Genomic DNA, 24,485 nt, shown 5'->3' with positions numbered 1-24,485 from the left:
GTGACGAAGGGTCGATAAACTGATTTTCCTTCTTACCTATAGAAACAATTTTCTCTTACAAGTATCGGGACAGTAATTTGTTTGCTCTACTAAACTAATCTTTTCTTCTGTAATGAGCCTTGCTTTAGGATTTGAAAAACCATTTATGTAAATCCAGATTGTTCTGTGATGCCCATTTTCGTCAACAAGACTTTTCACAAATACTGGGCTCCAATTTCTTATAGGAAAATCAAGTGTTGCTATAATGGTGCAGAGATCTAGCTCCTTCTCAAGTTTTTCTGATAACAGTTCTAAAGTAGATGGATATAGATATGCATATACAATTGTTGGCCTAGGTCTTAATTCAGATAAATCTACACTAAAGAAATCACTGCATATAACAATAAGCCTATCTTTTAGTCCATGCAATCCAAACACAAGTTCACTAACATTACATAGAACTCTGTTAATTTCTATGCAAATTGTTTTAGCACCTGCTTTAGCAAACTCCAAAAGCACTCGCCCATCTCCACATCCAAGATCTAAAACAACATCATTACTGCTTGCACCTAAAGCATATTTCAAATACTCTATTGGAGTTTTGGGTGATGGAATCCATGGCACTGTAGACATATTAAATCCTCAATTAGGTATTAGAGTTTTGGAAGAGTTTTAATGTGATGAAAGCGCTCTTCTCTGAGTAGTGATGAGGAGCATCCAGCTGAGTTTTTAACTTGTTTACTTGAATTTCAAAACTACTAGATGCTGAAAGAGAAAATGACTTGGGAATAGCCATGTCAACTATTCACAGGTTTTGGCGTTTTGTCGAAATTGGTGTAGATCCTTATCTTACAGAGTATAGGTATGATGTAACAACAACACTTAGTGACATTAGAAATAGGTATAGCTATTTAGACAAGGGTCAAGAAGCTGGGGAAAGATTTTCGGTTGCTGGAAGAATCATGGGAATTAGAAGACATGGAAAAATAGTTTTTGCTGTTCTTGATGATGGAACAGATAAACTTCAAATTGTTTTCAGATTTGATGTTGTTGGCGAAGCTCTTTGGAAACTTGTTGAGATACTTAATGTTGGTGATATTATTGGTGTTAGAGGAAGACCAATAAAGACTATGAGAGGAGAGCTTTCACTTCTTGTTGAAGACTTCAGGGTATTGGCCATCACGTGGAGAGAGTTTCCTGAGAAGTGGCATGGCTTGGCAGATTCTGAGAAAAGGTATAGAATGAGATATTTAGACATGATGCTTAATGATGATGTTAGAAAAGCAATGGTATCTATGTATCGAATAGAAAAAGCATTTAGGGATTTCCTCGACTCCAGAGGATTTATAGAGATACATACACCAAAACTTCAATCTGTTTATGGAGGTGCTTTGGCAAGACCATTCGTAACTAGAATGTATGCTCTCGATAGAGATGTTTATTTAAGTATAGCACCAGAAACATACTTGAAAAGAGCTGTTGTAGCCAATTTCTTCAAGGTTTATGAAATTGCTGTGTGCTTTAGAAACGAGGATATAGATGCTCAACATTATCCTGAGTTTGTCCAAATAGAGATATACCAAGCGTTTTCAGATTGGATGGACATGATGATGCTTGTTGAGGAAATGATTTCTCAAGCAATAAAAACTGTGTATGGAGACTACAAAATAGAGTTGCAAAAAGGTAATGAAAAAATAGTTCTAGATTTTCAGCCGCCATGGACTAGAATAACTATTGAGGATGCAATAGAAAGGTTTGGAGGCATAAAGGTTAGAAAAAAGAGTTATGATGAACTACTGGAAATTGCAAAGAATCTCAACATAAAAATTGATGATCCAAGAAAAGGAAAAATTATTGAGAAAATATTTGAGAAAGTTGCTGAGCCAAAAATAATTCAGCCAACATTTATAACAATGTTTCCAAGAGATGTATCCCCTCTTGCAAGACCCTCAAGAGAAAACTCTGAATATGCCGAAAGATTCGAAATTTTTGTAAATGGTTTGGAGATAGGTAATGGATATAGCGAGCTTAACAATCCAATAGTTCAGTACTACTTCTTTAAAAAAGAGGAGGAGCTGCGCATAAAGAGTAGAGAGAAGTTTGGTGAGATAGAGCATCATCCAATGGATAGGGACTATGTAAGAGCTCTGGAGTATGGAATGCCTCCAACAGCAGGTGTTGGAATAGGCATCTATAGACTTGTAATGATTTTACATAATCTTCCATCGATAAAAGACGTTATACCATTTACAATAGTTGAGCAAGAAGAGTTTAAAACAATTGCTGAACAGCATGACAATATTCTGAGCTATTATATTGAAAAGCTTGGTTTAGATAAAATTTAATAGTGGCATTGAAGCTAATATACTCGAGAAACTATTTATGCAAAAGAGAAGGTGTAGCATGTGCCCATAGGACCTTTGGAAATTTTTGGAATTTTTCTTCTAATTATAATAATAGCTATAATACTTTCAAGATCTTTTAGAATAGTTAGGGAGTGGGAGAGAATGGTTGTTCTTAGACTAGGAAAATATGTTGGTATTAAAGGTCCTGGTCTGGCTTTTCTAATTCCATTCATAGATAGGGGAATAGTTGTTGATACAAGAATAAATACTGTTGATGTTCCTAAGCAAGATGTTATTACAAGAGATAATGTTACTGTTAGAGTAGATGCTGTAGTTTATTACAGGGTTTTGGATCCTGAGAAAGCTGTTATGAAGGTGAGAGACTATAACTATGCTATTGCATTACTTGGTCAAACAACTTTAAGAGATGTTGTTGGGCAGTTGGAATTAGATGATATACTGAGTAAGCGTGAGGAGATAAATAAGAGAATTCAAAGCATAATAGACGAGATTACAGAGCCTTGGGGAATAAAAGTGTCTATGGTTACACTAAAAGCTGTTGAATTACCAGAGGGAATGATAAGAGCAATGGCATATCAAGCAGAAGCAGAAAGAATTAGGAGAGCAAGAATTATAGAGGCTGAAGCAGAAAGGGCTGCAGCTAAAATACTTCTTGAGGCTGCTCAAACATATGAGCAACACCCAGTGGCGCTTAGGCTTAGAGAGCTTCAAACATATGTTGATATAGCAAAAGAAAAGAATATTATCATAATTACTGAAAGTGGTGTGTCGAGAACAGTTTCAGAAGCTATAGCATCATCTCTAGCTTTAGAAAAAGCAAAACAATATGAAAAAGCAAGTAAAGAGTAGAAACATGATGCGCACAGATATAATTAGAGCTATTCTCATACTCTCGATTTTTGCTTTCACATCAATGCTTCTACACAGTTCTGCATATTTTCAAACACCATCGAATGCTGTTCTAATAAGAATACAGGGTTCTATGGGAACTATCGATGTTCCTGTTGAACTTTATGTGAAAGATGCTCTTGCCATTGCTGAAGAAAGAAATGTGCCGTTGGTTGTTGTTGTTGATAGTTATGGAGGTTACATGGACTCCATGATTAATATAGCCAATGCCTTTCTCGAGGCTAAAGTTCCTGTTCTAGGATATATAACAGATAAGGCGTTGAGTGCTGCAAGCATAATTGTTCAGCCAATGCACATTGTAGGGATATCGCCATATGCTGTAATAGGTGCTGCCCAGCCAATAACAATAAATCCTGTAACTGGTCAGTATGTGTTCATAAATGAGAGTAAGATAATAAATAGTGTTGTGGCTATGGCTACTCGATATGCTGAGGCCAGGGGGAGAAACTCCACGGCAGTTGTAATGTTTATTACAAAGAACCTTGTTTTAAAAGGTGAAGAAGCTGTTAAGGAAAAGGTTGCAGATGTTGTGGCAAATAATTTGAATGATTTCATATCAAAAGTTAATGGAAGAACTGTTGTTGTTGAATATAGTGGTGTTAGAAAGAATTACACATTAAACATAGTTGGTTTCTATGAATATAATCCATCTCTGTATATTCAAGTATACACCTATTTAAGAGATTCTACAATCAATTCAATTCTATGGTTTTTAGGCTTCTTTGGAACATTCATAGCGTTGTTATCTGGTAGAATAGATCTTCTACCCCTTACATTAATTTTCCTATTGCTAGCATTGGTTGGCAGCTCAATAAATATAAACATTATATCGGTAATGCTTATAGCGTTAGGCTCACTGCTTATAGCTATAGAATTTATGTTTCCAGGACATGGAATACTTGGAATTGGGGGTATAATAGCGCTCATATTTGGTATTATGCTAATGCCTATTTCTCCAGCAACTCAAATAGCACCAAATGTAATAGAAAGTATTAGAACATTTGCGATTATACTTGGTGGTGGCTTAGCAGGGTTTTTCTCCTTCATATTGTACAAGGCTCTGGAAGCAGGTAGGAAGAGATTGAAGGCTTCAGAATCAATTTCAAGTAGTTTAGCCAAGGCTGTAGAGCGTATAGAGCCAGGTAAAAGAGGTAGGGTGTTGTATGAGGGGGAGTATTGGTTTGCTGAAAGTAGTGAGGTTATAGAGCCAGGTGATGAAGTTGTTGTTATTGAGAGAAAGGGTATGGTGTTAGTAGTTAAGAAAAAGAAAAATGAATAGTCTATTCATTATAGTTTCATTCTCTATATTATTCCTCTTCCTCCTCCTCTATTTTTTCAACCGGAGCTGCAGCTACTCTTTCCCTAATAGCATTCATAATCTTTAAAGCTTCATCGTAACCTACGTGCCTAGCTGCTTGCATAACTAGTGACAAAGCCGATTTAAGAGAATCCTCAATGCTTTTTCCAGGCTGAATTTCAAGTCTCACCTTCTCAAAGATTGCAGGAGTTGGCTCTACAACAGCACCTCTCTTTAAAACAGCTAAGGACTCATTAAATGTTGTTATAATTGCTGCCCCCACCTCTCTTTCGCCAAGCTTTATTGAGAACACTATATCCCCATCAAATGTCTCTCCAAGCTTTGATACATCATATGTTACAGCTGCCAAGGCAACTTCATATGCTTTTGCCGTTACCTGTTTTACTATGGAATCTACTTGCTCTTGAGAAATTCTTCTGAAAACTTCAACAGCTAATGTATCCCATCTCCACACTATGTTCTTGCCTGCTTCATCTATGTCATATTCAATTCTAACTCTAACAACATCTCCCTTATCTATCTTAAGCTGTTCAACAAGAACAGAATATAGTAATCTATTCAGCTGAGCTACAGCCAAAGCTATTTTCTGACCCCACTCCTTATCCCTTTTTATATAGTCCCTGAGCTGAGCAAACATTGTTCTTCTAATCTTATCAGCATATGCACCAGCTATTACAAAACCAGAGCTTAACCTAGCCACATTCTCACCTAATATACTTACCTCGAATAAAAAACTCAAAAACTTATCGGAAATATGAAACTATGTTAACAAAAGCTAGGTGATTCATTATGAGGTTGAAGACTCCAGAAATTGTTGTTGAGCCTCCAGGTCCAAAAGCAAGAAAAATCATTGAAATGCATACAAAACTCATTGCCACAACAACTCACGACCCAGAGAGTCTGCCCTTAGTTGTTGAGCGTGGAGATGGTGTATGGCTTTATGATGTTGATGGAAACAAGTACTTGGATTTTTCATCATCAATTTCAGTTTCAAATCTCGGATATCCAACACATCCAGAAATTAAGAAAGTTGTTATTGAAATGCTTGATAAACTTGCTCATGCTGCTGGAACAGATTTTTATAACCCATATCAAGTTGCCTTAGCAGAGAAGCTTGTCTCCATATCTCCTGGAGTATTTAAGAAGAAGGTATTTTTCTGTAATAGTGGAACAGAAGCTATTGAAGCTTCTATGAAGCTGCTTAGACACTCAACAAGTAGAAAGTATTTCATAGCATTTATAGGAGCTTTTCATGGAAGAACAATGGGCTCTCTTAGTCTAACAGCATCAAAAACCATACAGCGAAGAAGCTATTTTCCAATGGTTAATGGTGTTATACATGTGCCTTACCCAAATCCATTTAGAAATCCATGGGGAGTTGATGGCTATGAACATCCTGATGAGCTCGTAAACAGAGTTATTGAATATATAGATTATTGGATATTTCAACACATAGTATCACCTGATGAAGTTGCTGGAATATTTTTTGAGCCTATACAAGGTGAGGGAGGCTATGTTGTTCCACCAAAGAACTTCTTCACAGAATTGAGTAAATTAGCGATGAACTATAACATAATGCTAGTAGATGATGAAGTTCAAATGGCTTTGGGTAGAACAGGTAAAATGTTTGCAATAGAACATTTCAACACTATTCCAGATATTATTGCCATGGCTAAGGCGCTGGGTGGTGGTGTAATGCCTATTGGAGCTACAATATTTAGATCTGAGCTTGACTTTAGCCCAGGTGCCCATAGCAATACATTTGGAGGACATGCACTAGCATGTATGGTGGCTCTTAAAACTATTGAGCTAGTACAAAAATATTTGCCGAATGTAGTTAAGTTAGAGAGGTTGTTTAAAGAAAAATTGTTTGAGTTGAAGGAGAGGTATGCTCATGTTGGAGATGTTAGGGGGCTGGGTCTTGCATGGGGAATAGAATTTGTTAGAGATAGAAAGACAAAGGAACATGATGTGAAAACCAGAAATAGGGTTTTGTATGAAGCTCTTAGAAATGGTCTTGTTCTTTTAGGATGTGGAAAAAGCAGCATAAGAATTGCACCACCAATAATAATAACTGAAGAAGAGGCTTTAACTGGTTTAGAAATTTTAGAAGTTGCTATAAAAAATGCTACAAGGTAATTTTATGAAGATAGATGTTGAGCTTGTAGAGGTTTATAGATATGAGGGAATACCTGGTACAAGATTTAGATTTAGAGTCAAGGGAACAAAAATATACTTCAATGTTACTGCAAATGATTTAGAGGAGGCAACAAAAAAAGTTGAGCAAATGATAAAGAATTTGGAGCTTGATAAATATCTTGAGAAGATGATGAAAAATGCCAACAAAGAAAATTAGATGTGTAACCTGTGGCAGAATATTCTATGAGGGGCAAGGAGTGAGAATTACTGCTGGTGGAAAGGAGCTACATTTTCATTCAAAAGCATGTGCTCTTAAATTCTTTAAAACAATGATTCTATATCTTGATAATAAAGATCTTGAAAAAGCTGTTTCAGCAACTCTGCAAGAATTTGAAAATAGGTTCAAGGAACTTGAGGAGAAAAGTAAAAAACGCATAGAGGCATTATAATTGTTGCTCAGCTCTTTGGTGAATACAGTGGGCAAATAGCACATACCAATGCAGTATTTGCAACATTAAATCTGAAGGTGCCATCCTTTTCAACAATGCTATTTTCACCAAAATTCTTTTTCACATCAAAAACAATCTCATTTGGAATGCGCCAACCAGTACAAAACCCATTTAAATTTGATTTGCATGTCATTGCCTTCCAACGACCTATAAGCCCACCTATATACATAAGTGCTTTCACTTGCTGAAAAACGGTACCTAAACTGTCTACACTTTGTTTCATCTCATCTACTTTCTGCCTCAACTCAGCAAGACTAGAAAATGGCAAAACATCTGCTAAAAGCTGTTGATTGCTTGTTGTTTGAGACATTTATATCTCACACATCACACTATATTTTTATAGATGTGAATATTAAAAACAGTAAGGCTCATTAGTTAGTTACAGCAATAAATGTTGTAATGCACATAGAAAGCTAAATAGAATCTGCACTTCTCTACTTCAACTCGTAATAAGCAAAACTAAGAAACATAACTTGGTTATGTTACAATAAAAGTCGTTAACATCAAAATTACTTAAATTAACATTTTTCACATAAGAATACCAAAAACTGGAGAAATTGTTAAAAGGATTGATTTGTGCCTGGTGCGGGGGGTGGGATTTGAACCCACGCAGGCCTACGCCATCGGGTTCTGAGCCCGACCCCTTTGACCTGGCTCGGGCACCCCCGCATCTATGTATTAATCTCAAATGTCTATAATACTCTCCTCTTTGATAAGCTTATGTGTTGTATACGCCTTTTACATTGTATTAAGCTAAATTATGTGGTAATTCCTTTGCATGTTTTTAGCATTTCTTCCACGTCTTTTTTATCATTAACTTGTTTAAGTAAATATATGTAAAGTTTTATGGCTTCTCTTATGAAATCAGATCTGCTTCTATAGTGATGTTTTTTGCATAAAGTTTCTATTTCATTTAAGGTTTCAAAATCTATTTTTACAGAAATAACTTTTGTAGGCATAATATCCAGTTCTATTTCTGTATTTACATTTCTCATTTATGTTTACCTCCACTACTAGGTATATCTTGATTTTTCTGTTAAGTACTTATCTATATCTACCAATGTCGACGAATATATGTGCTCATTTACTTCATTGATCATATGATTCAAAATTTATAGAGTAAATGTCATAAAGTAATTGCAGGTATTACTATAGAAATATTTAAATTTAATAATAATAATTACCTAAAGTTTTTAAATGACTTTTGGTCAATTTGCTAGCCAGCTTATATATTTTCATGAAAATTAGTTTAATTTTGGGACTTTTTCAATGAGATCTTCAGCTGAAGATGTATTAGAATACCTTATAGTTAAGATACTTGCAGGCAAGGATAATATTGTTAATGCTCTTGCTGATTATTTTATATATGGTGAAAGCCCTAGTGTCATAGCCTTAAAGTATGGTTTAAGCAAACACCAAGTAAGGGGTTATGCTCAGCGAATTGTTGAGAAAATTGGATCAGCTACAAAAGCAAAAGCACTTTTAAAATATGCTATACCAGTAATTACCAAGATTAGGCCAGTTACGAAAAAACTTAATGGATCTTTTGTTAAGTGTGTGCTTTGTGGAGATGAGCTTCCAATACAGATAATCGAGGATCATATTAGAAAGAAGCATGCAGTTGTTGTTGAAGAGTATTTGTACTCAACAATTGATTTAATTAGAAGAAGTATTGCGATGGAAAGTAATTAAGAGTTGTATAAGTTTTTAAGCATATTGCCAAGTAATACCATGGTAATTGATGAGAGAAAATACTTCACTTCAAATTCCAAGAGGAAAAAAGATAGCGATAGCAATAGCAATAGCATCAAAAGGCTATTTGTGCAATAAAACTACTTGTCCCTTTATATCAACAAACAAAGGAATCAACATTTATAAAGATATTGAACAAATAATTGATGATGTAAGTAAATCAAATGATGTAACATGCACAATAAACCTATGTAGTAACATCACAATAAGAGGTGCTAATAACATCATTCTTTGTAATGGTGCTGGTGTAGTAACTAAGCATAGATATGATGAGCTTTTAAAATGCTTAACATTTTCAGACATACTACTTGTTGTTATACAAGAACCTTATGTGCCAAGGATTTTTGCAAATATTATGTGCTTAGCTCAAATGGAAAATGTTGAGGTGAAGATTCTTAGAATTTAATGAATTGCAATTACATCACTTTAGCCTCTTTGCCATTAAATAAGCATCTTCACCATCGAGATAATAACCTTCAATTTTTCGCAAAATTTCAAATCCAAGCTTCTCATAAAGTTTTATGGCAGGAACATTACTAACTCTAACTTCTAAATAAGCTTCTGAAGCTTCGTATAAGTGAACTAATATACTTAAAACTGTTGACAAAAGATATGTTGCTATACCCCTTCTTCTGTAGTTTTCCCTAACAGCAACACTTACAATGTGTCCCTTCTTCACTTTTTTACCTATGTGAAATAATGATTCGCCCTCCTCAACTCTTGTTAATACATAGCCAACAATTTTATCATCAACTTCTGCAACATAAAAAACATCACCATATTTACTTAAATGTTCTAACCAAAAAGAAAGTGGATAGTGCTCTGGAAGACACTCTATGTTTATGGCAATAACATAGTCTATGTCTTTATCCGTGGCTGGTCTAATTTTAATACGCATATCGCTATTCATATAATATCTCACACTTGCTCATCTTATTACATCACTAATCATGATAATATTTAGTGCTTCAGCTATTTCAAGAGTCCAAGCTGAAAGCTCTTTAGCTATTAAATATGCTGCCGTTTCCTCATCTACATCCTCATTTGTTACTTCCTTAAAAACTTTCTTAGCAATGACAGGATCTATTCTTCTCAAATAGTTGTTTATAAGATCATCCATTATTTTAAGCATGCTTAACCCCTTCTTAACACTATTTTCAATTAAGTCGATATCTTCTCTGCTTGGTAATAATATGGAAGGATCTAAACCTCTTTTTCTAAGCTCATCTAAATACTTGTGAATTAGTTGAGGATTTTTAACGAGCTTACCACTACTAAGAAACATTTGCCATCTCCCTAATCAGCGAAGATAGTCTATAAATACCAATTCTTATTTCATCTTCAGATGGGTTTGAGTAGCTAAGTCTCATAGCATCTAAACATCTATAAGTATTTACACAAAGATTTGCTCCAGGCGTAAATATAACACCATTTCTTTTGCTTTGCTCAAACAATTTTCTGGTGTCAATGTTCTTATTAAGCTTTACCCAAATGTAGAAGCCTCCTTTGGGATTACTTCTCCAAGACTCTGAAAAGAACATGCCATCTATGAGCTCTATCATGAGATTCTTTTTGAGTCTGTAAAGTCTTTTAGCATATTCAGCATTTTTATCAACAACACCTTTTTCTAAAGCTATTTGAGCTATTGCTTGTCCTAATACTGATGTTCCTAAGTCCATGAATTGCTTCAACACATACATCTTATTAATGATGTTTTCATTTGCAATCACATAGCCAACTCTAAGACCTGGTGCCAAAACTTTGCTAAGTGATGAAATGTACACAACATTATTTAATCCCATTAAACTTGCTATTGGTGGTTGTTCATAGTCGAAACTTAAAAGCCCATATGCGTCATCCTCCACTATGATGAAATTGTATTTTTCTGCTAATTCTAAAAGATGCTTCCTTCTATTAATACTCATAGTTACTCCAGTAGGATTTTGAGCTACTGGCATAGTATATACAATCTTAGGCTTTTTACCATCTTTCTTCAAATCCTTGACTATATCCTCCAAAACATTTACATCCATACCCTCGTCATCAACAGGTACGGAAACGATTCTAGCCTTTCTTAATTTAAATACATTTAAAGCAAGAAGATATGTCGGCTCCTCAACAACAACAATATCGCCAGGATCTATGAAAATTCTTGATACAAGCTCTAAACCTTGTTGAGAACCAGAAACGATAATAACATTGTTTAGATTGGCTCTCAAACCCCTTGTTCTATAAACAAACTTTATTACCTCCTTAACTAGCTTGGAAAGACCAGATGATGGTGAGTATTGCAGAACTTGGTATCCATATATTTCAAAGGCTTCTGCAATAATCTCTTTTATCTCATTTTTTGGAATTGTTCTAGGATCGGGCAATCCACTAGCAAAGTTTATGACTTTTTCAGTATTTGCTGGTATTTCAAGAGTAGAAATGCCTTGTTCTTTAAGTAACTTAACATCACTTGAGTAAAGCTCTTCAAATACATCCTTATCTAACGTGCCAAAAACTCTTCACCTACGACATATTCACACACCTTAATGGAGCGAAATATAAGCTTATATGTTGTAATCAGAGTTAATTGTGGAAGTGTTGAGCATTGTATCACAAAATCTTTGTATCATATTGTGGAGATCCTCTTGTGAGAAACTATAGTGGATATTTGATTGCAGAAAACGAGGTTGCAATCAAGATAAGCTATGTATACATGTCTATTGTTGATGAAGCAATTACAAAATGTATGGTTGTTTCACAAAGTGCTGAACATGTGCTTGGTTTTGTTGGTGTTGGTAAGATTGTGGGTGTGGGTTTTGGTGTCTCTAACGTTAGAGAAGGTGACAGGGTAATAGTATATGCAGATCATAATGGTGTTGCCGAAACCATTCACACAGCAAATAAAGACAGCGTTATAGTATTTAACGCTAAAGAGTTCAATGATTTAGAAGCACTAATTATAGCAACTCTTTCAGTATCAAGACATTTACTGGATACTGTAAAAGGAGCTAATGTGCTGATTGTTGGCAATGATCTCTCTATAGTGCCTTTTGCCTATGTTTCTCAACTAAATGCTTCAAAGGTATATATCGTTCCCTCACATACGCTATGGCATGATATTATCAAAGGTGAGCATGTGTCAATATATGATGAGAAGCCAATATGCGATATAGTTATATTATCCACCTATGACCCAATTATACTATCTCTAGTATCTAGAATTGCCAAAAAAGAATTCACTCTAATAATACACCCTGGTTTAATGAGCCTTTTAAAAATCTTTGGATACAACCTATCAAATGTGTTAATAAAGCCAATAAGATTTGGTGATATAGGTAGTGGAATATCTATTTACAAAGAACTTAAAGACTCTATAACACATAGAATGAGATTACTTAGTGCATTCGATTATATTGAAAGAAGGGTACATCCATCAGTAGTGAATATGCAGAACTTATAAAGAGATGTGTGGAATAAGTAGTGTTGCTATATCTGCTTCACTAATTTTTAATTTTTAGGAATTTGGCTCTCAACTCTAAATATCTTATTGGTATGCCTAAGTCTACAACATCGAGCCATGGTAGATTCTCCCAGCCATACTTTATATACTTTTTCAATTCTTGACTCAAAGCAGTAAGAGCTTTTCTAAAGCCTTGTAATCCTAATCCATTTAAAGCCCAGTCAATCAATAATTTTGATGTGTTTTTGTCGCCTAGTGCTATAACAGCTTGAGCAAAGGCCCATTCTGGACTTAAAGCTGATAACCGAAAAACTGAACTCTTAATTGATTTATATGCATCAATGTTTTTCTTTGCTTTTAACACTATTTCTGGTGGAAGAAACTGGTATGGGGTCCATGGCTTAGGTACAAGGGGGTTTATTGATATTTCAATAAATTTTCTTCTCTTTATAAAACTAAGTTTGTTCATGAATTCCTTAAATGAATGTACCTCATCTTCAATACTAACATCTGGAAAACCTGTAATGAGATAGAGTTTTACATGATCAAAACCAGTTTTGTAGGAAAATTCAATGGCTTCTACTAAAGACTCTAAATTATAGCATTTTCCAATTCTGCAGCTGTAGTTAGTTAAGAGAGTTTCGGGAGCTAGTGTAATTGTTTTCTGACCTAATTGTTTTATCATTTCCAGTCTTTTATGTGTTAAATGTTCTATTCTTATAGATGGTATTGAAGCCTCTATACCCATATCAATAAACTTGTTTAGAAGCTGATCAATACCTGGTATACTGAACAATGATAAGGAATATAGAATAGTTCTTCGAATTTTTAGAAACTCTATTCCTTTAAAAACAATGTTTTCAATATTTGCAATACTTCTATATCTAAATGGATATAGTACGTGAGCTTCCATGCAAAAAGCACATAAATAGGGACAACCCCTAGAAGCCTCAACTCTAATACCATACCCATATATAGGCTCTTCATCAACAGAATAGAATTGGTGAACAGCATGATAGCTTTTATCAAGATTTGAAACAAGACACTTTTTCCTAACACCACTAAAAGGTGTTGTGTGAATACATTTTATATTCTCAAGTTCCTCAATAGGATTTGATGCTCCCATGGAATATGCGATATCAGCTAAAACATCCTCAGCTTCTCCTATCAAAACAGCATCTACAATATCTGTTAATGGTAGTGGATTAGAGGAAGCAGCTAAACCTCCTGCAATAATAATTGGTTTCGCTTTTCCCTTTTCTTTATGCAAAAGACCAAGTCTGATGAGAATGTATGTAGCTGTTACATAGTCCAGCTCAAATGGCAGCGATATTAAGATTGCATCAAGTTTTTTGAGATTCATCTCGGTATCTAGTGCCTCAACTCTTTTGTTCTCAATATCAAAAACATATCTATATGCAATTACATTTTCCAAACTATTTAGATATGTGTAAGCCATCTGAAAGAATAGAGATGAAACAGCTGCTCTATAGGGTATAGTCATTAAAATACCTATTTTAATATCACTTGGTCTACCCCTTTTACTCAAAACATAGTTTTCTCTCCTAGGTTTGAACACCACGAATTCATCATTACTCATATCTAGTCACTTAACAATAGCAACATCAAGATTTTGTAAATCTACCAACAATGAAATAAACGATTCATTCGTTGTTACGAGAAGCCCCTCTGAATCCAGAGTTTGTTTGCAAAAGCTATGCACAAAGTTTTTATTGCATGCTATTACCAAATACTTTATTTGTTTACTTTTGTTTTTAAAAATTGACTTCAGTCCAAAGCTTAGACTTCTACCCATAAACTCTGCTTTAGCACAGATTGATTTCTTCAAAGGATAATACGATATTATTATAGCGAAGGAGCATTGAGATAGTATTGTGCGTTCAAGTCTTTCAACATTTTGCACAGGGTTTTTGGCATCAACACCACCGATACACACGTTCTTTTCTATTAATTGCCAGGAGCCAGCTACAAATGCTTCTCTATTTTTCAAGGCTTTTACAACATGTGTATCATCATCAATATTCGTTATCCCAAATAGTTTTTTATTTACCTCTAGCACACTAAGGCATTGGCCTATACCTCCACATACAAGTATTGCATCAACATGTTGCTTTTTTAATGCCTCCACCAATTCTCTGCATTTCTCATACTCAATGTTTTGCACAATAGCTATTCTAATAAGATTCTCCTTTGCCATATATAATCGCTATTCTCAACTCACATGAAAGAGCACTCTATAGTTGCTTCCAACATATTTCTCTATAATAGGCTTCCACTGATCACCAATTCCAACAAGTGCATAGAAACCAGTTGGTCTAGTACCAGCTTTTTTCAACAACTCAAAAACAGCTGCACTTGTTCTACCACTTCGTACAAGATCATCAACAACAAGAACCTTTTCACCATACTCTAAGACATCTTCAGGAAGGTACAAAGAAACAACCTCAGGTGGTGACCTAGTAACATAGCTTACTTCAATGAATTTACTGTATCCTATTTCTTTTCTTCTCTTGATAACAACTATTTTAGCGTTCAATCTTTTCGATATTAGAGTTGCTAAAGCTATTCCATCAGTTTCAACTGTAGCTACAGCACTAAATCCCATATTCTGAGCCCACAACAATGCATCTATGGATGCATAACTAAGCAACTCTATATTATAAACAATGTCATAAGTTCTAATAACACCTTCATTATCTATTTTCAACAATCTTTCTCTTAGTTGATTAACTATATCTTGATCAAGTAATCTTAAAAGCATTTGCCGTGCTCTATCAACCGATGGTTTTATATCGCCATGCACATATCGCCAAAGTGTTGGCACTGTTATACTCAATATTTCCTCCAATTCCTTAAACTTGAAAAATTTCTTAAGACTTGAAAGTACTTCAACAATAAGCTCCCTCTCATCTATATTCATTGTAACACCCATTTACTTGCTATTCTCAAAATAATGATAATCAAAAAGAGAATATAAGCTATAATAATTAGAGCCTTAGAGCATTAAACTTTTATATAAGTATTTTCTGATTGATTTTCATTTACTTTTAAATATTCAGATATGCCCATAAAACTACTCCATCTCTTGTAATCATCTAACATGTTCAAACATTGATCAATTCTTAATGTTTAAGAGTCTTAAATATAGCTGCTGCTACAACTATACCCTGTGTTAGTATGTTTTTGTTATCTGATGCTATCTTTGATATTATATAATCCATAGCCTCATCCTCTAATTCACATGGAATAATCTCTTCCCCATCTAGAGATAAGCCAGATGAAGAGGCATTGACAAATAAAATCTCTACTTCTGTATATTTTGCTAATGATTTTCTGATTTTCGTTGCTACTCTGCCACATTTCTCAAAATCATCTACTTTAGACCCTATTACAATTAGTTTAACTCTGTTCATTTTAATCGAGAAAAGGTTAAGTTGGGTGTTACTATATAAGATTGAAGATTTTGAACAGTGCTTCAAGATAGAAAAGCTTAAAAACTTTAATGAACACATATCTTACTGGGGTAAAAAATATATAGGGTGAATCGTATGATAAGACTTAAAAAGCTTTATGAAGACATCGATATAGAGGTGTTTAAGGCGCCTACTGAAGAGGAGCTGGAGAATCTTATTAAAGAGACTATTAAGAATAATGCAAGGCCTATGACCTGGAGAGAACTTAGAGAATTGTTTGCAGGTATTGCTGGTGAAGATAGGTTGAGGAAGGTTTTAGTAAAGCTTATTGAAAGAGATGAGCTCATTGAACTACCTGATGGGGCCTTGGCCTTACCTGGCATGGAACAAAACTATATTCCTAGAAAATCTACTAAAAGAGTTAGACCTTTAGTACCAAGTAAGTTCAGAGAAAGATGGGGTAATTTAGCTGCAAAACTAAGGAAAACTGGATTACCATTGGGAGAGGCAATAAAGCAGGTAAGGAGTAGTGGATTATTCGATGTAGAAGAATATGAAGAGGGATTTGAGGAAGAAGAGAGTATAGAGGAGTAAAACCTAAAGTTTCTATGTAAAAAGTTAATTTGAGACCATAATTTTGTATTATGTGTACAAGATGAGTTCTCAAAAATGTGAAAAAGCTGTTGTTAAAACTATTGGTAAAGTAGCTATAATAAGAACTGAAAGAGGGTCAAAAGCTCTTGTAGGTATTGAAACTCTATGTAACTTAGCAAAAAAGTTGAATTTGTGTCTGGAAAACTATAATTGCATTTAAAGCCTATATCTATTTATAAGCCCTCTTATTTTCGCATATGTAGCATAATCAATGTATTCTTTTCTACTAAGAAACTCATCCACAGTTGGCGCATTTTTAACTACTTCATGAATTCTATCTGTAACAACTATGCTAAAGGCATCACTTCCAGCACCACTACCAAATGATACTGCCAATATTCTTTGTCCTGGCTTGGAATGCTCCAATATTCTTGCTAATCCTATTAGCATTGAGCCATTGTATGTATTGCCAATGTAGGGCGTTACAATTCCTGGAAGAACCTTCTCTTTTGGTATTCCAAGAACTGAGGCTGCTCTTAGTGGAAATTTTCCATTTGGCTGATGAAAAACAGCGTAATCAAAATCTGATGCTTTTAAACCTAACTCTTTCATCAATAACTTTGCTGCTGTAACCACATGGTTAAAATATGCTGGCTCTCCTGTGAAGCCCTCTCCATGGAGAGGATAGGGGGCACCATCTCTTCTCCAGAAATCGGGAGTATCTGTGGAGTATGACACAAAGCCCTCAAATATAGCAACAGCATTGTCTTTAGAACCTATAACATATGCTGCACCACCACTGCTTGCAGTAAACTCTAGTACATCTCCTGGGCTACTTTGTGATGTGTCAGCACCTATTGCCAAAACATATTTTGCAAGTCCACTTTCAATATGGGTAATGCCAAGTCTAATACCCTCAGCACCAACTCTACAAGCAAACTCTAAATCGGCCACAGCTTTTTCATGTTTAATGCCAAGAGCCTCTGCAATTATGCTAGAACCAGGTTTGACAGCATATGGCTTGCTTTCTGTTCCAAGATAAACAGCATCTATTTCCAAGGGACTAACACCAGCTCTTTTCAAAGCATAGAGAGATGCCATGTATCCTATAGTAACTGCATCTTCATCTATGTTGCCCACAGCTTTTTCCTCAATCCATATACCTTTAGCAGATTCTTCATCAAATCCCCACATCTTCACAATATCGTCAGCACGTATTCTATACCTTGGTATGTAGACTCCCCAGCCAACAATTCCACTTTTTGAGCATTTAGGCAAATAACACACCCACTTAATCAGTTACTGGGTAATATAGTGCATTGGATAGGGTTATTTAAAGCATCCAGAAAGCTTGTTTTCAAAACTCATGCTCAAAAATTTTTTTAGCAATTTCAATTACTAAACCAACAAGTTTAACCAGCATCTCTCTAAGCTCCTCAATATTTATTACTGTTATCTCCCCTTCCTCAGAAACATGAAACCAGTTCTTTGTTACATAAGGTACACCATATTGTGATCTAGTAGGCATGTAACCATAGTTAATCCAGCCATTGCCACATCTAATTCTTAGAGACGTTATGTGCTCAAAAGGGTTGTTTTTTAAGACATCGAAATTTGTAATTAAGTTAATAGTTGTTGTAATCTCTAGAAAAATCTCTCCAACAAACTTTTCTAATTCAGGTAAGGCTTCTTCACATGGAGTAATATAACCATAGATATTCGCTACTGGATAACGTAAAGCGCTGTAATCAATATATATTGCTATACATTCACATCTTTTTTCAAGACAAGATAGAAAAGCTTTTACAGCTTCGTCATTCAATGGTGAGCATGTTGAGGATTTTTCCTGAGTTTTTGCCATATTCTAATAAGCCTCTAGATGTAAGTTACATTCATCACTTGATAACATATAGGCAGAAATAAAAATGTTTTTAGAGATTGATGAAAAGCTATGCGTGTAGAACCAATAACTATAGTTATTGCTGAAGCTGGGCTAGAGTTAATTCCAGAAGAGATAGCAAATAATCCTGTGATATTGGCTCATGCAAAGAAAAGAGGTAAAAAGGCAAATGAAATGTTACTAGATATTTCACTACATTATAAAGCGATGAAGAATTTGCGAAACTGGTTTAAGAGAGGAAGACCGGATATCATTCATACATCAATGTTAATCGCATTATCAAGCATTTTGAATAGAACTGGATTACTCAATCTGTTTATTCACACAATAAATGATCTTATAATTCATGTAGATCCAAAAGCAAGAGTGCCTAGAAACTACAATAGATTCGTGGGATTAATGGAGCAATTACTTATAGAAAAAAAGGTTCCTCCAAATGCTCAAAAACCGCTTATGTGGATTGAGGAAAGAAAACTTCATGATTTTGTTAAGCAAAGAAGATTCACTAGCATTATTTTACTGCATGAAAGAGGTACCTTCATCAAGCCAAAAGCTCTCGGCGAATTAATAGCAAGTAAAATGGTTAATGGCGAAAAGACATGTGTAATAATTGGTGGTTTTCAACATGGAGATTTTGAACAAAGTACACTCAGCTTAACTAAAGATAGATTCGCTATATATAGCCAGCCATTAGAGACTTGGACTGTAGTATCAACTGTTATTCACAGTATTGAAAATTCTGAAGTATTGAATGAGATATTATGGCGCTAATGTGTTTTATCAAAGCTGAAGATATTTAAGCATTTTAACAAGGTTTTCTGGAGGTTTCATAGCTAGTGCTATAGCACCCATTAGAACCACATCATCTTCGAATTTTGTTGGCAAGATCTTGGGTATAGATGTTACTACACCAGTAGATTTGTGCACACCGTCTCTAATACGGTCTATTACCAACTCTTTATTCTTTAAAGCAACAGATCCCCCAACCACGATTAGCTCTGGATCATACAAATTAATTATGTTTATAAATCCTGCTATATTGTACTTGTTAATCTCATCTACTATTCGCAGAGATAGCTTGTCACCCTCCTTAGCTTTTGCATATATGAGTTCAGATGATAAAGCATCATCCTTATATGCTTTGTAAATTGGCGATTCCTTTTCTTGTTCATTAAGATTCCATTCCTCAATAAGCTTGGAAGCAAACCTTGGTATGTTTGCACCACTTGCATAGGCTTCCCAATGACCATAGCCACCACAACCACATTTCATTTTACCACTAACATCAATTACTATGTGGCCAATCTCATGTGCATTACCCATTTTGCCTAGAAGAAGAGTGTTATTCACAATCATTCCTCCTCCAATACCTGTACTAATAGTTACATAAACAATGTTCTCATGTTCCTTACCCAGCCCCAGTACTTTCTCTCCCCAGACACCAGCAATACAGTCATTAGCCATTATAACAGGTTTCCTGAATTTTTCTTGCAAAGGCTTAGCCAACTCAAAGGTGTGAATAGGTATATTGGGAGCGTTTATCACAATCCCTGTTGCTAAATCCATTGGACCTGCACTTCCAATTCCAATAGCTTTTACATCTCTTAAAACATTTCCAAACTCATTTTCTATTTTATTAGATATAGCATTTGCTATGGTATATCTATCCCCCTCACGCGGAGTTCTCAAAACAACTTTCTTAATTATTTCACCAGCTTCTGTTGCCAAGGCTATTCTAATCCATGTTGCACCTACGTCAATACCTATGTAATGCAACACCATATATCCTCACACAATGTCTTGCTCAGCTCTCTTACCGAACATCATTAAATCAGATAGGAGGTGCATACATCATCAACTATCATTTTATTGATTTAGTAGCTCAAAAATTTTTTTGAGAACAAGATACCCATGTGGTATTATTCCCAGAGACCCTTTTGAGCAACATTCATGTTCTGTAAACCTATTGAGTCCATCTGTTCTCTTCAAAGCTTTTGAGGCTACAATGAGAGGAACAGGGTCACTTGTATGTGCTTTAAACTCTGGTGGTGTTGCATGATCTGCTGTTACAACTATTGCTATCTTGTTCAAGTCAATTGACTCTATAAGTGGCAATATGTAATACCTATCTATAGCCTCTATCGAAGATACCTTCCTTTGCTTATTGCCATCATGACCTGGCTCATCAGGACCTTTTAAATGAACATAAACAACATCTACCTCATTCAAAAGCTTCAAAGTTGCTTCAAGTCTTTCTTTCAAGTCTTTCTCAATTGATCCAGATGGTGGTGAAACTTCTACAGCTTTCATTCCCAATAATTTTCCTATGCCTTTTTCTACAGGCATTTCAGCTACAATACCAAAGCTTTTTCCATAGATAGTGGAAATTGATTTGATGTTTGGGTATCTATCTTCTGCATCTCTTAGAAGGAGAGCATTGGCTTTTGGAAGACTTTTTTCAGCTCTTTTAACATTTATTGGGTGAGAATCAAGTATTTCTATAACCTTTTTCGTGAATTCATCTACAAGTTCACATGTTATTTTAGCTTCCTCGCTATTATCAAGAGGTTTACATTTTGCTACGAAAGGCTCAAATTTTTCAAGTGCAATAGAAACTCTTCCAACTCTTCCATAAGCTGGATCAGTATTTGATACATTTGCTGATAACCTCTTCTCCTTGCTACCAATAACAACGACAGCTCTATGACCAACTGTTGAATATACCTTTGCATAACCTCCATAAATACCTAGATTGAGATTATTCAAAGACTTTGCAAGTTCTTTTGCTTCAGCAGAGGTAAGGCTTCTTCCAACACGCCTATCAATTATTTTAAGTGTTTTAGCATCAATAGTAGCAAAATTAGCTCTAAATGCAACCTCAGATCCTTCTAATAATTCAATTCCTACACCAAGAGCCTCCAACAACCCTCTTCCAACATTAATTTCCTTGGGGTTATAGCCCAAAATAGAAAAAACTGCAGCATCGCTTTCAGGCGCTGTTTCATCATCTATTGGATAGAAACAGCCACCAATACTTATCCTAGCTAATTCATTGAGGCCCTGGGTCTTTGCTAGCTCAAGTGATGTTGGTCTATATTTAAGACTGTCAGCAACACCATCTAATACAATTATAATCATTTTTTCCAAGTCTTACACCCACACCATTTGTGTATTTTTTGCTAATCAACTTTATATGCATCAAATAATTAAGTTTAACCTATATAAAAGTTTATAAAGTAAGTAAGAACAAGAGTAAACATGTCTGGGTATAACCTTGAATCATAAGAAATAACTAGGTGTTACCAATGGAAGCTGTGTTAACAAATGTTAGAAAGGTAATTAGAATTGGAGAAAGAAGTATTGGTATTACGATACCAAAGGAGTGGTTACCCATACTTGGAATATCTGTTGGAGCAAGTGTTGAAGTAACTCTTGGGCCAGGTTATCTCTTGGTCAAACCACTTTCAACCATACATCCAAAAATAACACAAAGCATAAAAATTAAACATGAAGATGAAGAAACTCTTTCAAGACTTATAATAGCAAGTTACATAGAGGGATTTGATGTAATATCAATAGACGAAAGCAAGGACATTGCAAGAAGATCCTTCCAAAAAATTTCCACAAGACTTCCAGGAGCCATTGCTATGGAAGGTGCAACATTTAGACTAAAAATATCTGTTGATGAATTTAACACAGATCTAGAGGAAGTTATAGGGGCTATGAGAACAACTCTTTCAATGATGTTTGATCTACTAATTGACTACTTTACCTCTGGAGATAAATCAAAACTTGATGAAGTGATAAGACTAGATGATGATTTGGATAGGCTACATTTCCTTGGAATGAGAACAATAAAGAGAACAGCATTTAGAGATCCTTCTCAAGCAATCAACAATTCTATAATAATTAAAAGTTTAGAGCATATTGGCGATACATTGGATAGAGTTTCAAATACTATACTAAGACTTGGGTTTGACACCAATATAAATGCAAAGTGTAGAGAAGTGTTTAAAGACATGTTTTCAAAGGTCTCATCATATGTTTCAAAAGCTGTAAATGCTTTGGCGTCATCTAACATATCTCTGATTATGAAAGTGCTTATTGGTAGAGAAGAGCTTTCAAAAGAGATTTTAGGCAATGTTACTCAATGCATTGAAGCACCAGGTGTCTTAGCAATAGCTCATGAAGCTATTGTAGCAGTTTATGAAGCTGCTGAAATTGCTGAAGTTGCTACAATTAAAGCGCTTATGACTATTGGAAAACCTGAAACTGTTTTACCAAAGGTCGAAATACCTCAAGAACCCTCCGAATAGTATCTACAAAACTAACAACTTTTTTAACACTTTCATTAGCCATGTAAACTAAGTCTTCACATAACAATCCACTTTTTTCAGCTTTTTCAAGCATCTCTAAATCAATTATCTTCATATTGTTTCCAATTATGCCAACATCTATAATTAGATCAAGATATTTTATCACATTGTCTAGTGGACAATATTCAGGTGGTGTATTAATGTTTATGTATATTCCTTTTTCATTTCCATTTTGATCCAAATAACTATGAACAATAAACCATTCATCAAATGGTATTAGAGTTAATGCGATGTCGCCAGCTCTTTTCTCTACACCAAGACCATCATATACTCCACTTCTTTGAATAATTCTTCCTCCAACCAGTGTTAAGCCCATTTCAGTATTAACAACATCAACAATTTTTATAGGGCCTATCTCAATGTGGCTGTAATCCGGCTTTTCATGCATTATTGTAATTTCTCTGCCTATACTTCTGCTCAATATGAATTCTTTTATTGTGCGGTCTAACTCACCTTTGCCTACATTCTTGGTTGCATAATCTAATAAATCAACACATATATCAAGAGATTTTCTACATGTTCTTAACATGTGATGATTTGGTGTGGTGGGTGTAATTGAGTTTCTAACAATGTCTAGATATTCCTTGGACGCTCTAGTCAATTTTATGAATGCTATTGTTTCACCCTGATATAATATGGATGGAGGACCTTTTAGACTAATATTTCTAAGCTTCATAGCATCATTTAATGCTATTTCAAGATCCTTTCCAATTAATTCTAGTGGAGCGCTCTTGGCCGAGCTTCTCCATCTTATGCTAAATCCTTCTCTAGTTACTTGTGTTGCTAAACTGTTGAGTAGAGATTTTCTTTCGAAATCTCTTATGTGTTCACTAAAATAAACTCTTCCACCCTTATCATCAAGCAGAACTAGGGTATCCTTTAATATTGCTGTACCTGGTAATGCAACTGCTTTACCATTTCTAAGTTTTTGACTGGGCTTAACAATATGGGCTATGGCCATGGCATCTTCTATGCACTCTCTTATGTTCTGAAGTATAACCTCTCTACCATTAACAGTTTCGCCTATGCATCTACCCATTCTATCAAAACCTTTTATCTTAACAGAAATTGTTGTATATGGCCCTAGCTCTTCATAGATAAATGTTGTAAAGGGAATTCTAGCTATGATTTCATAAAGCAAAGCCTCAACAGCATCTGGATAACCAACTATTATTAATGTACTCGGGTCTTCATCACCTTCTTTTATAGTTGCATGTGGCGCAACTCCACTCTTTTCCTCCATTTTTAATCTCAATGCTAAATTCTTTGATAGATCAACAAGCTCAAATCCAGCATCAATTATTATCTTTGCTAATGCAGTTGCATAAGGGCCTCTAACTCTATATCTGTACATGGTAAAACCTCTCTCAATAGTTGTGTATATATCAATGGATTTTAATCCTTAACGGTTTCAAGAATCGATATTGCTTGCCATAAAAGAGTTCTTGCATGTAGTGGCATGTTAGGGTCTTGGCTAACCTCATCTAAAACACCAACAGCATTTGCAGCTCTTACACCAGGTGTAAGGCTTTTCTCATTCAATGCTCTTATAGCATACATGGCAGCTCTTCTAATGTTTCTAGGTATTGATGGATCATTCATTACTCTATTCAATATCATTAACGCCTGTCTAATTTTTGCCTCATTATCATATTGAGGTATTCGTGATTCGAATCTTTTTTGAATATTAGCAGCACCACCTCCTTTTTGCTGATTGCTCTCAGCAACCATTAAATCTCACCTAATTCTTGCTATTTC

At 35.0% G+C, this 24,485-nt stretch carries 30 protein-coding genes and 1 tRNA gene; 13 read left to right on the top strand and 18 right to left on the bottom strand.

Annotation, left to right across the window (positions count from 1 at the left end; translation table 11 throughout):
* Window positions 1–36: 36 nt before the first annotated feature.
* On the bottom strand, window positions 37–612 hold the full coding sequence (locus QPL79_RS01530) for an SAM-dependent methyltransferase (RefSeq protein WP_285273021.1): 576 nt from the start codon (window positions 610–612) through the stop codon (window positions 37–39).
* 149 nt (window positions 613–761) lie between these two features.
* Between QPL79_RS01530 and lysS the strand changes: the two genes are divergently transcribed.
* The 3 genes from lysS to QPL79_RS01515 are packed head-to-tail and all read left to right on the top strand — an operon-like array spanning window position 762 to window position 4,533.
* The gene (gene lysS, locus QPL79_RS01525; RefSeq protein WP_285273020.1) at window positions 762–2,324 is read left to right on the top strand and encodes a lysine--tRNA ligase; all 1,563 of its coding nucleotides are present in this window, start codon (window positions 762–764) and stop codon (window positions 2,322–2,324) included.
* Between the two features lie 60 nt (window positions 2,325–2,384).
* Window positions 2,385–3,194 (top strand): slipin family protein, encoded by an 810-nt coding sequence (locus tag QPL79_RS01520; RefSeq protein ID WP_285273019.1) that lies wholly within the window; start codon window positions 2,385–2,387, stop codon window positions 3,192–3,194.
* Window positions 3,172–4,533, top strand: coding sequence for an NfeD family protein (locus tag QPL79_RS01515; protein WP_285273018.1), 1,362 nt, complete (start codon window positions 3,172–3,174; stop codon window positions 4,531–4,533). The genes QPL79_RS01520 and QPL79_RS01515 overlap by 23 nt, the downstream gene beginning before the upstream one ends.
* Window positions 4,534–4,561: 28 nt before the next feature.
* Here QPL79_RS01515 and QPL79_RS01510 read toward each other — a convergent pair whose 3' ends face one another.
* Complete coding sequence (locus tag QPL79_RS01510; protein WP_285273017.1) at window positions 4,562–5,272, bottom strand: DUF2258 domain-containing protein; 711 nt, start codon at window positions 5,270–5,272, stop codon at window positions 4,562–4,564.
* Between the two features lie 89 nt (window positions 5,273–5,361).
* Here QPL79_RS01510 and QPL79_RS01505 point away from each other — a divergent pair, with 89 nt between their 5' ends.
* From QPL79_RS01505 to QPL79_RS01495, 3 genes are read left to right on the top strand one after another with little or no spacing between them, the layout of a single operon-like run.
* The gene (locus QPL79_RS01505; RefSeq protein ID WP_285273016.1) at window positions 5,362–6,711 is read left to right on the top strand and encodes an acetyl ornithine aminotransferase family protein; all 1,350 of its coding nucleotides are present in this window, start codon (window positions 5,362–5,364) and stop codon (window positions 6,709–6,711) included.
* Window positions 6,712–6,715: 4 nt separating this feature from the next.
* A complete protein-coding gene (locus tag QPL79_RS01500; protein WP_285273015.1) occupies window positions 6,716–6,928 on the top strand; it encodes a hypothetical protein in 213 nt (70 codons plus the stop codon).
* The gene (locus QPL79_RS01495) at window positions 6,909–7,160 is read left to right on the top strand and encodes a hypothetical protein (protein WP_285273014.1); all 252 of its coding nucleotides are present in this window, start codon (window positions 6,909–6,911) and stop codon (window positions 7,158–7,160) included. Before QPL79_RS01500 ends, QPL79_RS01495 begins: the two co-directional genes overlap by 20 nt.
* 7 nt (window positions 7,161–7,167) lie before the next feature.
* Here the strand turns inward: QPL79_RS01495 and QPL79_RS01490 are convergent, their stop codons facing one another.
* The 3 genes from QPL79_RS01490 to QPL79_RS01480 all read right to left on the bottom strand — a co-directional run bounded on the left by QPL79_RS01490 (window position 7,168) and on the right by QPL79_RS01480 (window position 8,215).
* Window positions 7,168–7,530, bottom strand: coding sequence for a hypothetical protein (locus tag QPL79_RS01490; RefSeq protein ID WP_285273013.1), 363 nt, complete (start codon window positions 7,528–7,530; stop codon window positions 7,168–7,170).
* Between the two features lie 271 nt (window positions 7,531–7,801).
* Window positions 7,802–7,889: transfer RNA gene (locus tag QPL79_RS01485), tRNA-Leu, on the bottom strand.
* 89 nt (window positions 7,890–7,978) lie between these two features.
* A complete protein-coding gene (locus QPL79_RS01480; RefSeq protein ID WP_285273012.1) occupies window positions 7,979–8,215 on the bottom strand; it encodes a ribbon-helix-helix domain-containing protein in 237 nt (78 codons plus the stop codon).
* Window positions 8,216–8,489: 274 nt separating this feature from the next.
* Here QPL79_RS01480 and QPL79_RS01475 point away from each other — a divergent pair, with 274 nt between their 5' ends.
* A complete protein-coding gene (locus QPL79_RS01475) occupies window positions 8,490–8,912 on the top strand; it encodes a hypothetical protein (protein ID WP_285273011.1) in 423 nt (140 codons plus the stop codon).
* Between the two features lie 49 nt (window positions 8,913–8,961).
* On the top strand, window positions 8,962–9,378 hold the full coding sequence (locus QPL79_RS01470; protein WP_285273010.1) for a hypothetical protein: 417 nt from the start codon (window positions 8,962–8,964) through the stop codon (window positions 9,376–9,378).
* A 15-nt stretch (window positions 9,379–9,393) separates the two neighbouring features.
* Here QPL79_RS01470 and QPL79_RS01465 read toward each other — a convergent pair whose 3' ends face one another.
* The 3 genes from QPL79_RS01465 to QPL79_RS01455 are packed head-to-tail and all read right to left on the bottom strand — an operon-like array spanning window position 9,394 to window position 11,365.
* Window positions 9,394–9,882 carry a GNAT family N-acetyltransferase gene (locus QPL79_RS01465; RefSeq protein WP_285273009.1) on the bottom strand — a complete coding sequence of 163 codons (489 nt, stop codon included), beginning with the start codon at window positions 9,880–9,882 and terminating at the stop codon, window positions 9,394–9,396.
* Window positions 9,883–9,900: 18 nt separating this feature from the next.
* Window positions 9,901–10,257 (bottom strand): hypothetical protein, encoded by a 357-nt coding sequence (locus tag QPL79_RS01460; protein ID WP_285273008.1) that lies wholly within the window; start codon window positions 10,255–10,257, stop codon window positions 9,901–9,903.
* Entirely contained in the window at window positions 10,247–11,365 is a 1,119-nt protein-coding gene (locus tag QPL79_RS01455) for an aminotransferase-like domain-containing protein (RefSeq protein WP_285273397.1), read from the bottom strand. The genes QPL79_RS01460 and QPL79_RS01455 overlap by 11 nt, the downstream gene beginning before the upstream one ends.
* 203 nt (window positions 11,366–11,568) lie before the next feature.
* On the opposite strand from QPL79_RS01455, the gene QPL79_RS01450 reads away from it, so the two are divergent.
* A complete protein-coding gene (locus QPL79_RS01450) occupies window positions 11,569–12,423 on the top strand; it encodes an alcohol dehydrogenase catalytic domain-containing protein (protein ID WP_285273007.1) in 855 nt (284 codons plus the stop codon).
* Between the two features lie 40 nt (window positions 12,424–12,463).
* On the opposite strand, the gene QPL79_RS01445 is transcribed toward QPL79_RS01450, so the two are convergent.
* The 4 genes from QPL79_RS01445 to QPL79_RS01430 form a co-directional block, all read right to left on the bottom strand.
* Window positions 12,464–14,023, bottom strand: coding sequence for a B12-binding domain-containing radical SAM protein (locus tag QPL79_RS01445; RefSeq protein ID WP_285273006.1), 1,560 nt, complete (start codon window positions 14,021–14,023; stop codon window positions 12,464–12,466).
* A 6-nt stretch (window positions 14,024–14,029) separates the two neighbouring features.
* Complete coding sequence (locus QPL79_RS01440; RefSeq protein WP_285273005.1) at window positions 14,030–14,641, bottom strand: hypothetical protein; 612 nt, start codon at window positions 14,639–14,641, stop codon at window positions 14,030–14,032.
* Between the two features lie 15 nt (window positions 14,642–14,656).
* The gene (locus tag QPL79_RS01435) at window positions 14,657–15,364 is read right to left on the bottom strand and encodes a phosphoribosyltransferase family protein (RefSeq protein WP_285273004.1); all 708 of its coding nucleotides are present in this window, start codon (window positions 15,362–15,364) and stop codon (window positions 14,657–14,659) included.
* 202 nt (window positions 15,365–15,566) lie between these two features.
* A complete protein-coding gene (locus tag QPL79_RS01430; RefSeq protein WP_285273003.1) occupies window positions 15,567–15,857 on the bottom strand; it encodes a hypothetical protein in 291 nt (96 codons plus the stop codon).
* A 135-nt stretch (window positions 15,858–15,992) separates the two neighbouring features.
* Between QPL79_RS01430 and QPL79_RS01425 the strand changes: the two genes are divergently transcribed.
* Together QPL79_RS01425 and QPL79_RS01420 are read left to right on the top strand one after the other, a co-directional pair.
* Complete coding sequence (locus QPL79_RS01425) at window positions 15,993–16,451, top strand: hypothetical protein (RefSeq protein ID WP_285273002.1); 459 nt, start codon at window positions 15,993–15,995, stop codon at window positions 16,449–16,451.
* Between the two features lie 61 nt (window positions 16,452–16,512).
* Window positions 16,513–16,671: a hypothetical protein gene (locus QPL79_RS01420; protein ID WP_285273001.1), complete on the top strand. Its 159-nt coding sequence runs from the start codon at window positions 16,513–16,515 to the stop codon at window positions 16,669–16,671.
* On the opposite strand, the gene QPL79_RS01415 is transcribed toward QPL79_RS01420, so the two are convergent.
* Entirely contained in the window at window positions 16,668–17,729 is a 1,062-nt protein-coding gene (locus QPL79_RS01415; protein ID WP_285273000.1) for a hydroxymethylglutaryl-CoA synthase, read from the bottom strand. The genes QPL79_RS01420 and QPL79_RS01415 overlap by 4 nt on opposite strands.
* 79 nt (window positions 17,730–17,808) lie before the next feature.
* On the bottom strand, window positions 17,809–18,312 hold the full coding sequence (locus QPL79_RS01410; RefSeq protein ID WP_285272999.1) for a hypothetical protein: 504 nt from the start codon (window positions 18,310–18,312) through the stop codon (window positions 17,809–17,811).
* A gap of 90 nt (window positions 18,313–18,402) precedes the next feature.
* On the opposite strand from QPL79_RS01410, the gene QPL79_RS01405 reads away from it, so the two are divergent.
* Window positions 18,403–19,122 carry a 16S rRNA methyltransferase gene (locus QPL79_RS01405; RefSeq protein ID WP_285272998.1) on the top strand — a complete coding sequence of 240 codons (720 nt, stop codon included), beginning with the start codon at window positions 18,403–18,405 and terminating at the stop codon, window positions 19,120–19,122.
* Window positions 19,123–19,131: 9 nt separating this feature from the next.
* Here the strand turns inward: QPL79_RS01405 and QPL79_RS01400 are convergent, their stop codons facing one another.
* Complete coding sequence (locus QPL79_RS01400) at window positions 19,132–20,133, bottom strand: ROK family protein (protein ID WP_285272997.1); 1,002 nt, start codon at window positions 20,131–20,133, stop codon at window positions 19,132–19,134.
* A gap of 84 nt (window positions 20,134–20,217) precedes the next feature.
* Complete coding sequence (locus QPL79_RS01395; RefSeq protein ID WP_285273396.1) at window positions 20,218–21,489, bottom strand: BPG-independent phosphoglycerate mutase family protein; 1,272 nt, start codon at window positions 21,487–21,489, stop codon at window positions 20,218–20,220.
* Between the two features lie 167 nt (window positions 21,490–21,656).
* On the opposite strand from QPL79_RS01395, the gene QPL79_RS01390 reads away from it, so the two are divergent.
* Complete coding sequence (locus QPL79_RS01390) at window positions 21,657–22,667, top strand: phosphate signaling complex PhoU family protein (RefSeq protein WP_285272996.1); 1,011 nt, start codon at window positions 21,657–21,659, stop codon at window positions 22,665–22,667.
* On the opposite strand, the gene QPL79_RS01385 is transcribed toward QPL79_RS01390, so the two are convergent.
* Entirely contained in the window at window positions 22,606–24,081 is a 1,476-nt protein-coding gene (locus QPL79_RS01385; protein WP_285272995.1) for a ribonuclease FAU-1 family protein, read from the bottom strand. The two genes, QPL79_RS01390 and QPL79_RS01385, sit on opposite strands and share 62 nt — an antisense overlap.
* A gap of 41 nt (window positions 24,082–24,122) precedes the next feature.
* Window positions 24,123–24,458, bottom strand: a complete 336-nt coding sequence (locus QPL79_RS01380; RefSeq protein ID WP_285272994.1) for a stationary phase-response protein — start codon at window positions 24,456–24,458, stop codon at window positions 24,123–24,125.
* Between the last annotated feature and the right edge of the window lie 27 nt (window positions 24,459–24,485).

The organism is Ignisphaera cupida, from assembly GCF_030186535.1.
GTDB classification, from domain to species: Archaea; Thermoproteota; Thermoprotei_A; order Sulfolobales; family Ignisphaeraceae; genus Ignisphaera; species Ignisphaera cupida.
This window is presented reverse-complemented; position numbering and strand designations above follow the sequence as displayed.

Coding starts and splice junctions, on each gene's coding strand:
- QPL79_RS01475 (WP_285273011.1), top strand. CDS start 8,490: ATGAGATCTTCAGCTGAAGATGTATTAGAATACCTTATAGTTAAGATA.
- QPL79_RS01460 (WP_285273008.1), bottom strand. CDS start 10,257: ATGTTTCTTAGTAGTGGTAAGCTCGTTAAAAATCCTCAACTAATTCAC.
- QPL79_RS01465 (WP_285273009.1), bottom strand. CDS start 9,882: ATGAATAGCGATATGCGTATTAAAATTAGACCAGCCACGGATAAAGAC.
- QPL79_RS01380 (WP_285272994.1), bottom strand. CDS start 24,458: ATGGTTGCTGAGAGCAATCAGCAAAAAGGAGGTGGTGCTGCTAATATT.
- QPL79_RS01440 (WP_285273005.1), bottom strand. CDS start 14,641: ATGGCAAAGGAGAATCTTATTAGAATAGCTATTGTGCAAAACATTGAG.
- QPL79_RS01405 (WP_285272998.1), top strand. CDS start 18,403: ATGCGTGTAGAACCAATAACTATAGTTATTGCTGAAGCTGGGCTAGAG.
- QPL79_RS01425 (WP_285273002.1), top strand. CDS start 15,993: ATGATAAGACTTAAAAAGCTTTATGAAGACATCGATATAGAGGTGTTT.
- QPL79_RS01470 (WP_285273010.1), top strand. CDS start 8,962: ATGAGAGAAAATACTTCACTTCAAATTCCAAGAGGAAAAAAGATAGCG.
- QPL79_RS01390 (WP_285272996.1), top strand. CDS start 21,657: ATGGAAGCTGTGTTAACAAATGTTAGAAAGGTAATTAGAATTGGAGAA.
- QPL79_RS01515 (WP_285273018.1), top strand. CDS start 3,172: ATGAAAAAGCAAGTAAAGAGTAGAAACATGATGCGCACAGATATAATT.
- QPL79_RS01410 (WP_285272999.1), bottom strand. CDS start 18,312: ATGGCAAAAACTCAGGAAAAATCCTCAACATGCTCACCATTGAATGAC.
- QPL79_RS01530 (WP_285273021.1), bottom strand. CDS start 612: ATGTCTACAGTGCCATGGATTCCATCACCCAAAACTCCAATAGAGTAT.
- QPL79_RS01395 (WP_285273396.1), bottom strand. CDS start 21,489: ATGATTATAATTGTATTAGATGGTGTTGCTGACAGTCTTAAATATAGA.
- QPL79_RS01400 (WP_285272997.1), bottom strand. CDS start 20,133: ATGGTGTTGCATTACATAGGTATTGACGTAGGTGCAACATGGATTAGA.
- QPL79_RS01490 (WP_285273013.1), bottom strand. CDS start 7,530: ATGTCTCAAACAACAAGCAATCAACAGCTTTTAGCAGATGTTTTGCCA.
- QPL79_RS01505 (WP_285273016.1), top strand. CDS start 5,362: ATGAGGTTGAAGACTCCAGAAATTGTTGTTGAGCCTCCAGGTCCAAAA.
- QPL79_RS01420 (WP_285273001.1), top strand. CDS start 16,513: ATGAGTTCTCAAAAATGTGAAAAAGCTGTTGTTAAAACTATTGGTAAA.
- QPL79_RS01480 (WP_285273012.1), bottom strand. CDS start 8,215: ATGAGAAATGTAAATACAGAAATAGAACTGGATATTATGCCTACAAAA.
- QPL79_RS01500 (WP_285273015.1), top strand. CDS start 6,716: ATGAAGATAGATGTTGAGCTTGTAGAGGTTTATAGATATGAGGGAATA.
- QPL79_RS01385 (WP_285272995.1), bottom strand. CDS start 24,081: ATGTACAGATATAGAGTTAGAGGCCCTTATGCAACTGCATTAGCAAAG.
- QPL79_RS01430 (WP_285273003.1), bottom strand. CDS start 15,857: ATGAACAGAGTTAAACTAATTGTAATAGGGTCTAAAGTAGATGATTTT.
- QPL79_RS01445 (WP_285273006.1), bottom strand. CDS start 14,023: ATGAGTAATGATGAATTCGTGGTGTTCAAACCTAGGAGAGAAAACTAT.
- QPL79_RS01495 (WP_285273014.1), top strand. CDS start 6,909: ATGCCAACAAAGAAAATTAGATGTGTAACCTGTGGCAGAATATTCTAT.
- QPL79_RS01435 (WP_285273004.1), bottom strand. CDS start 15,364: ATGAATATAGATGAGAGGGAGCTTATTGTTGAAGTACTTTCAAGTCTT.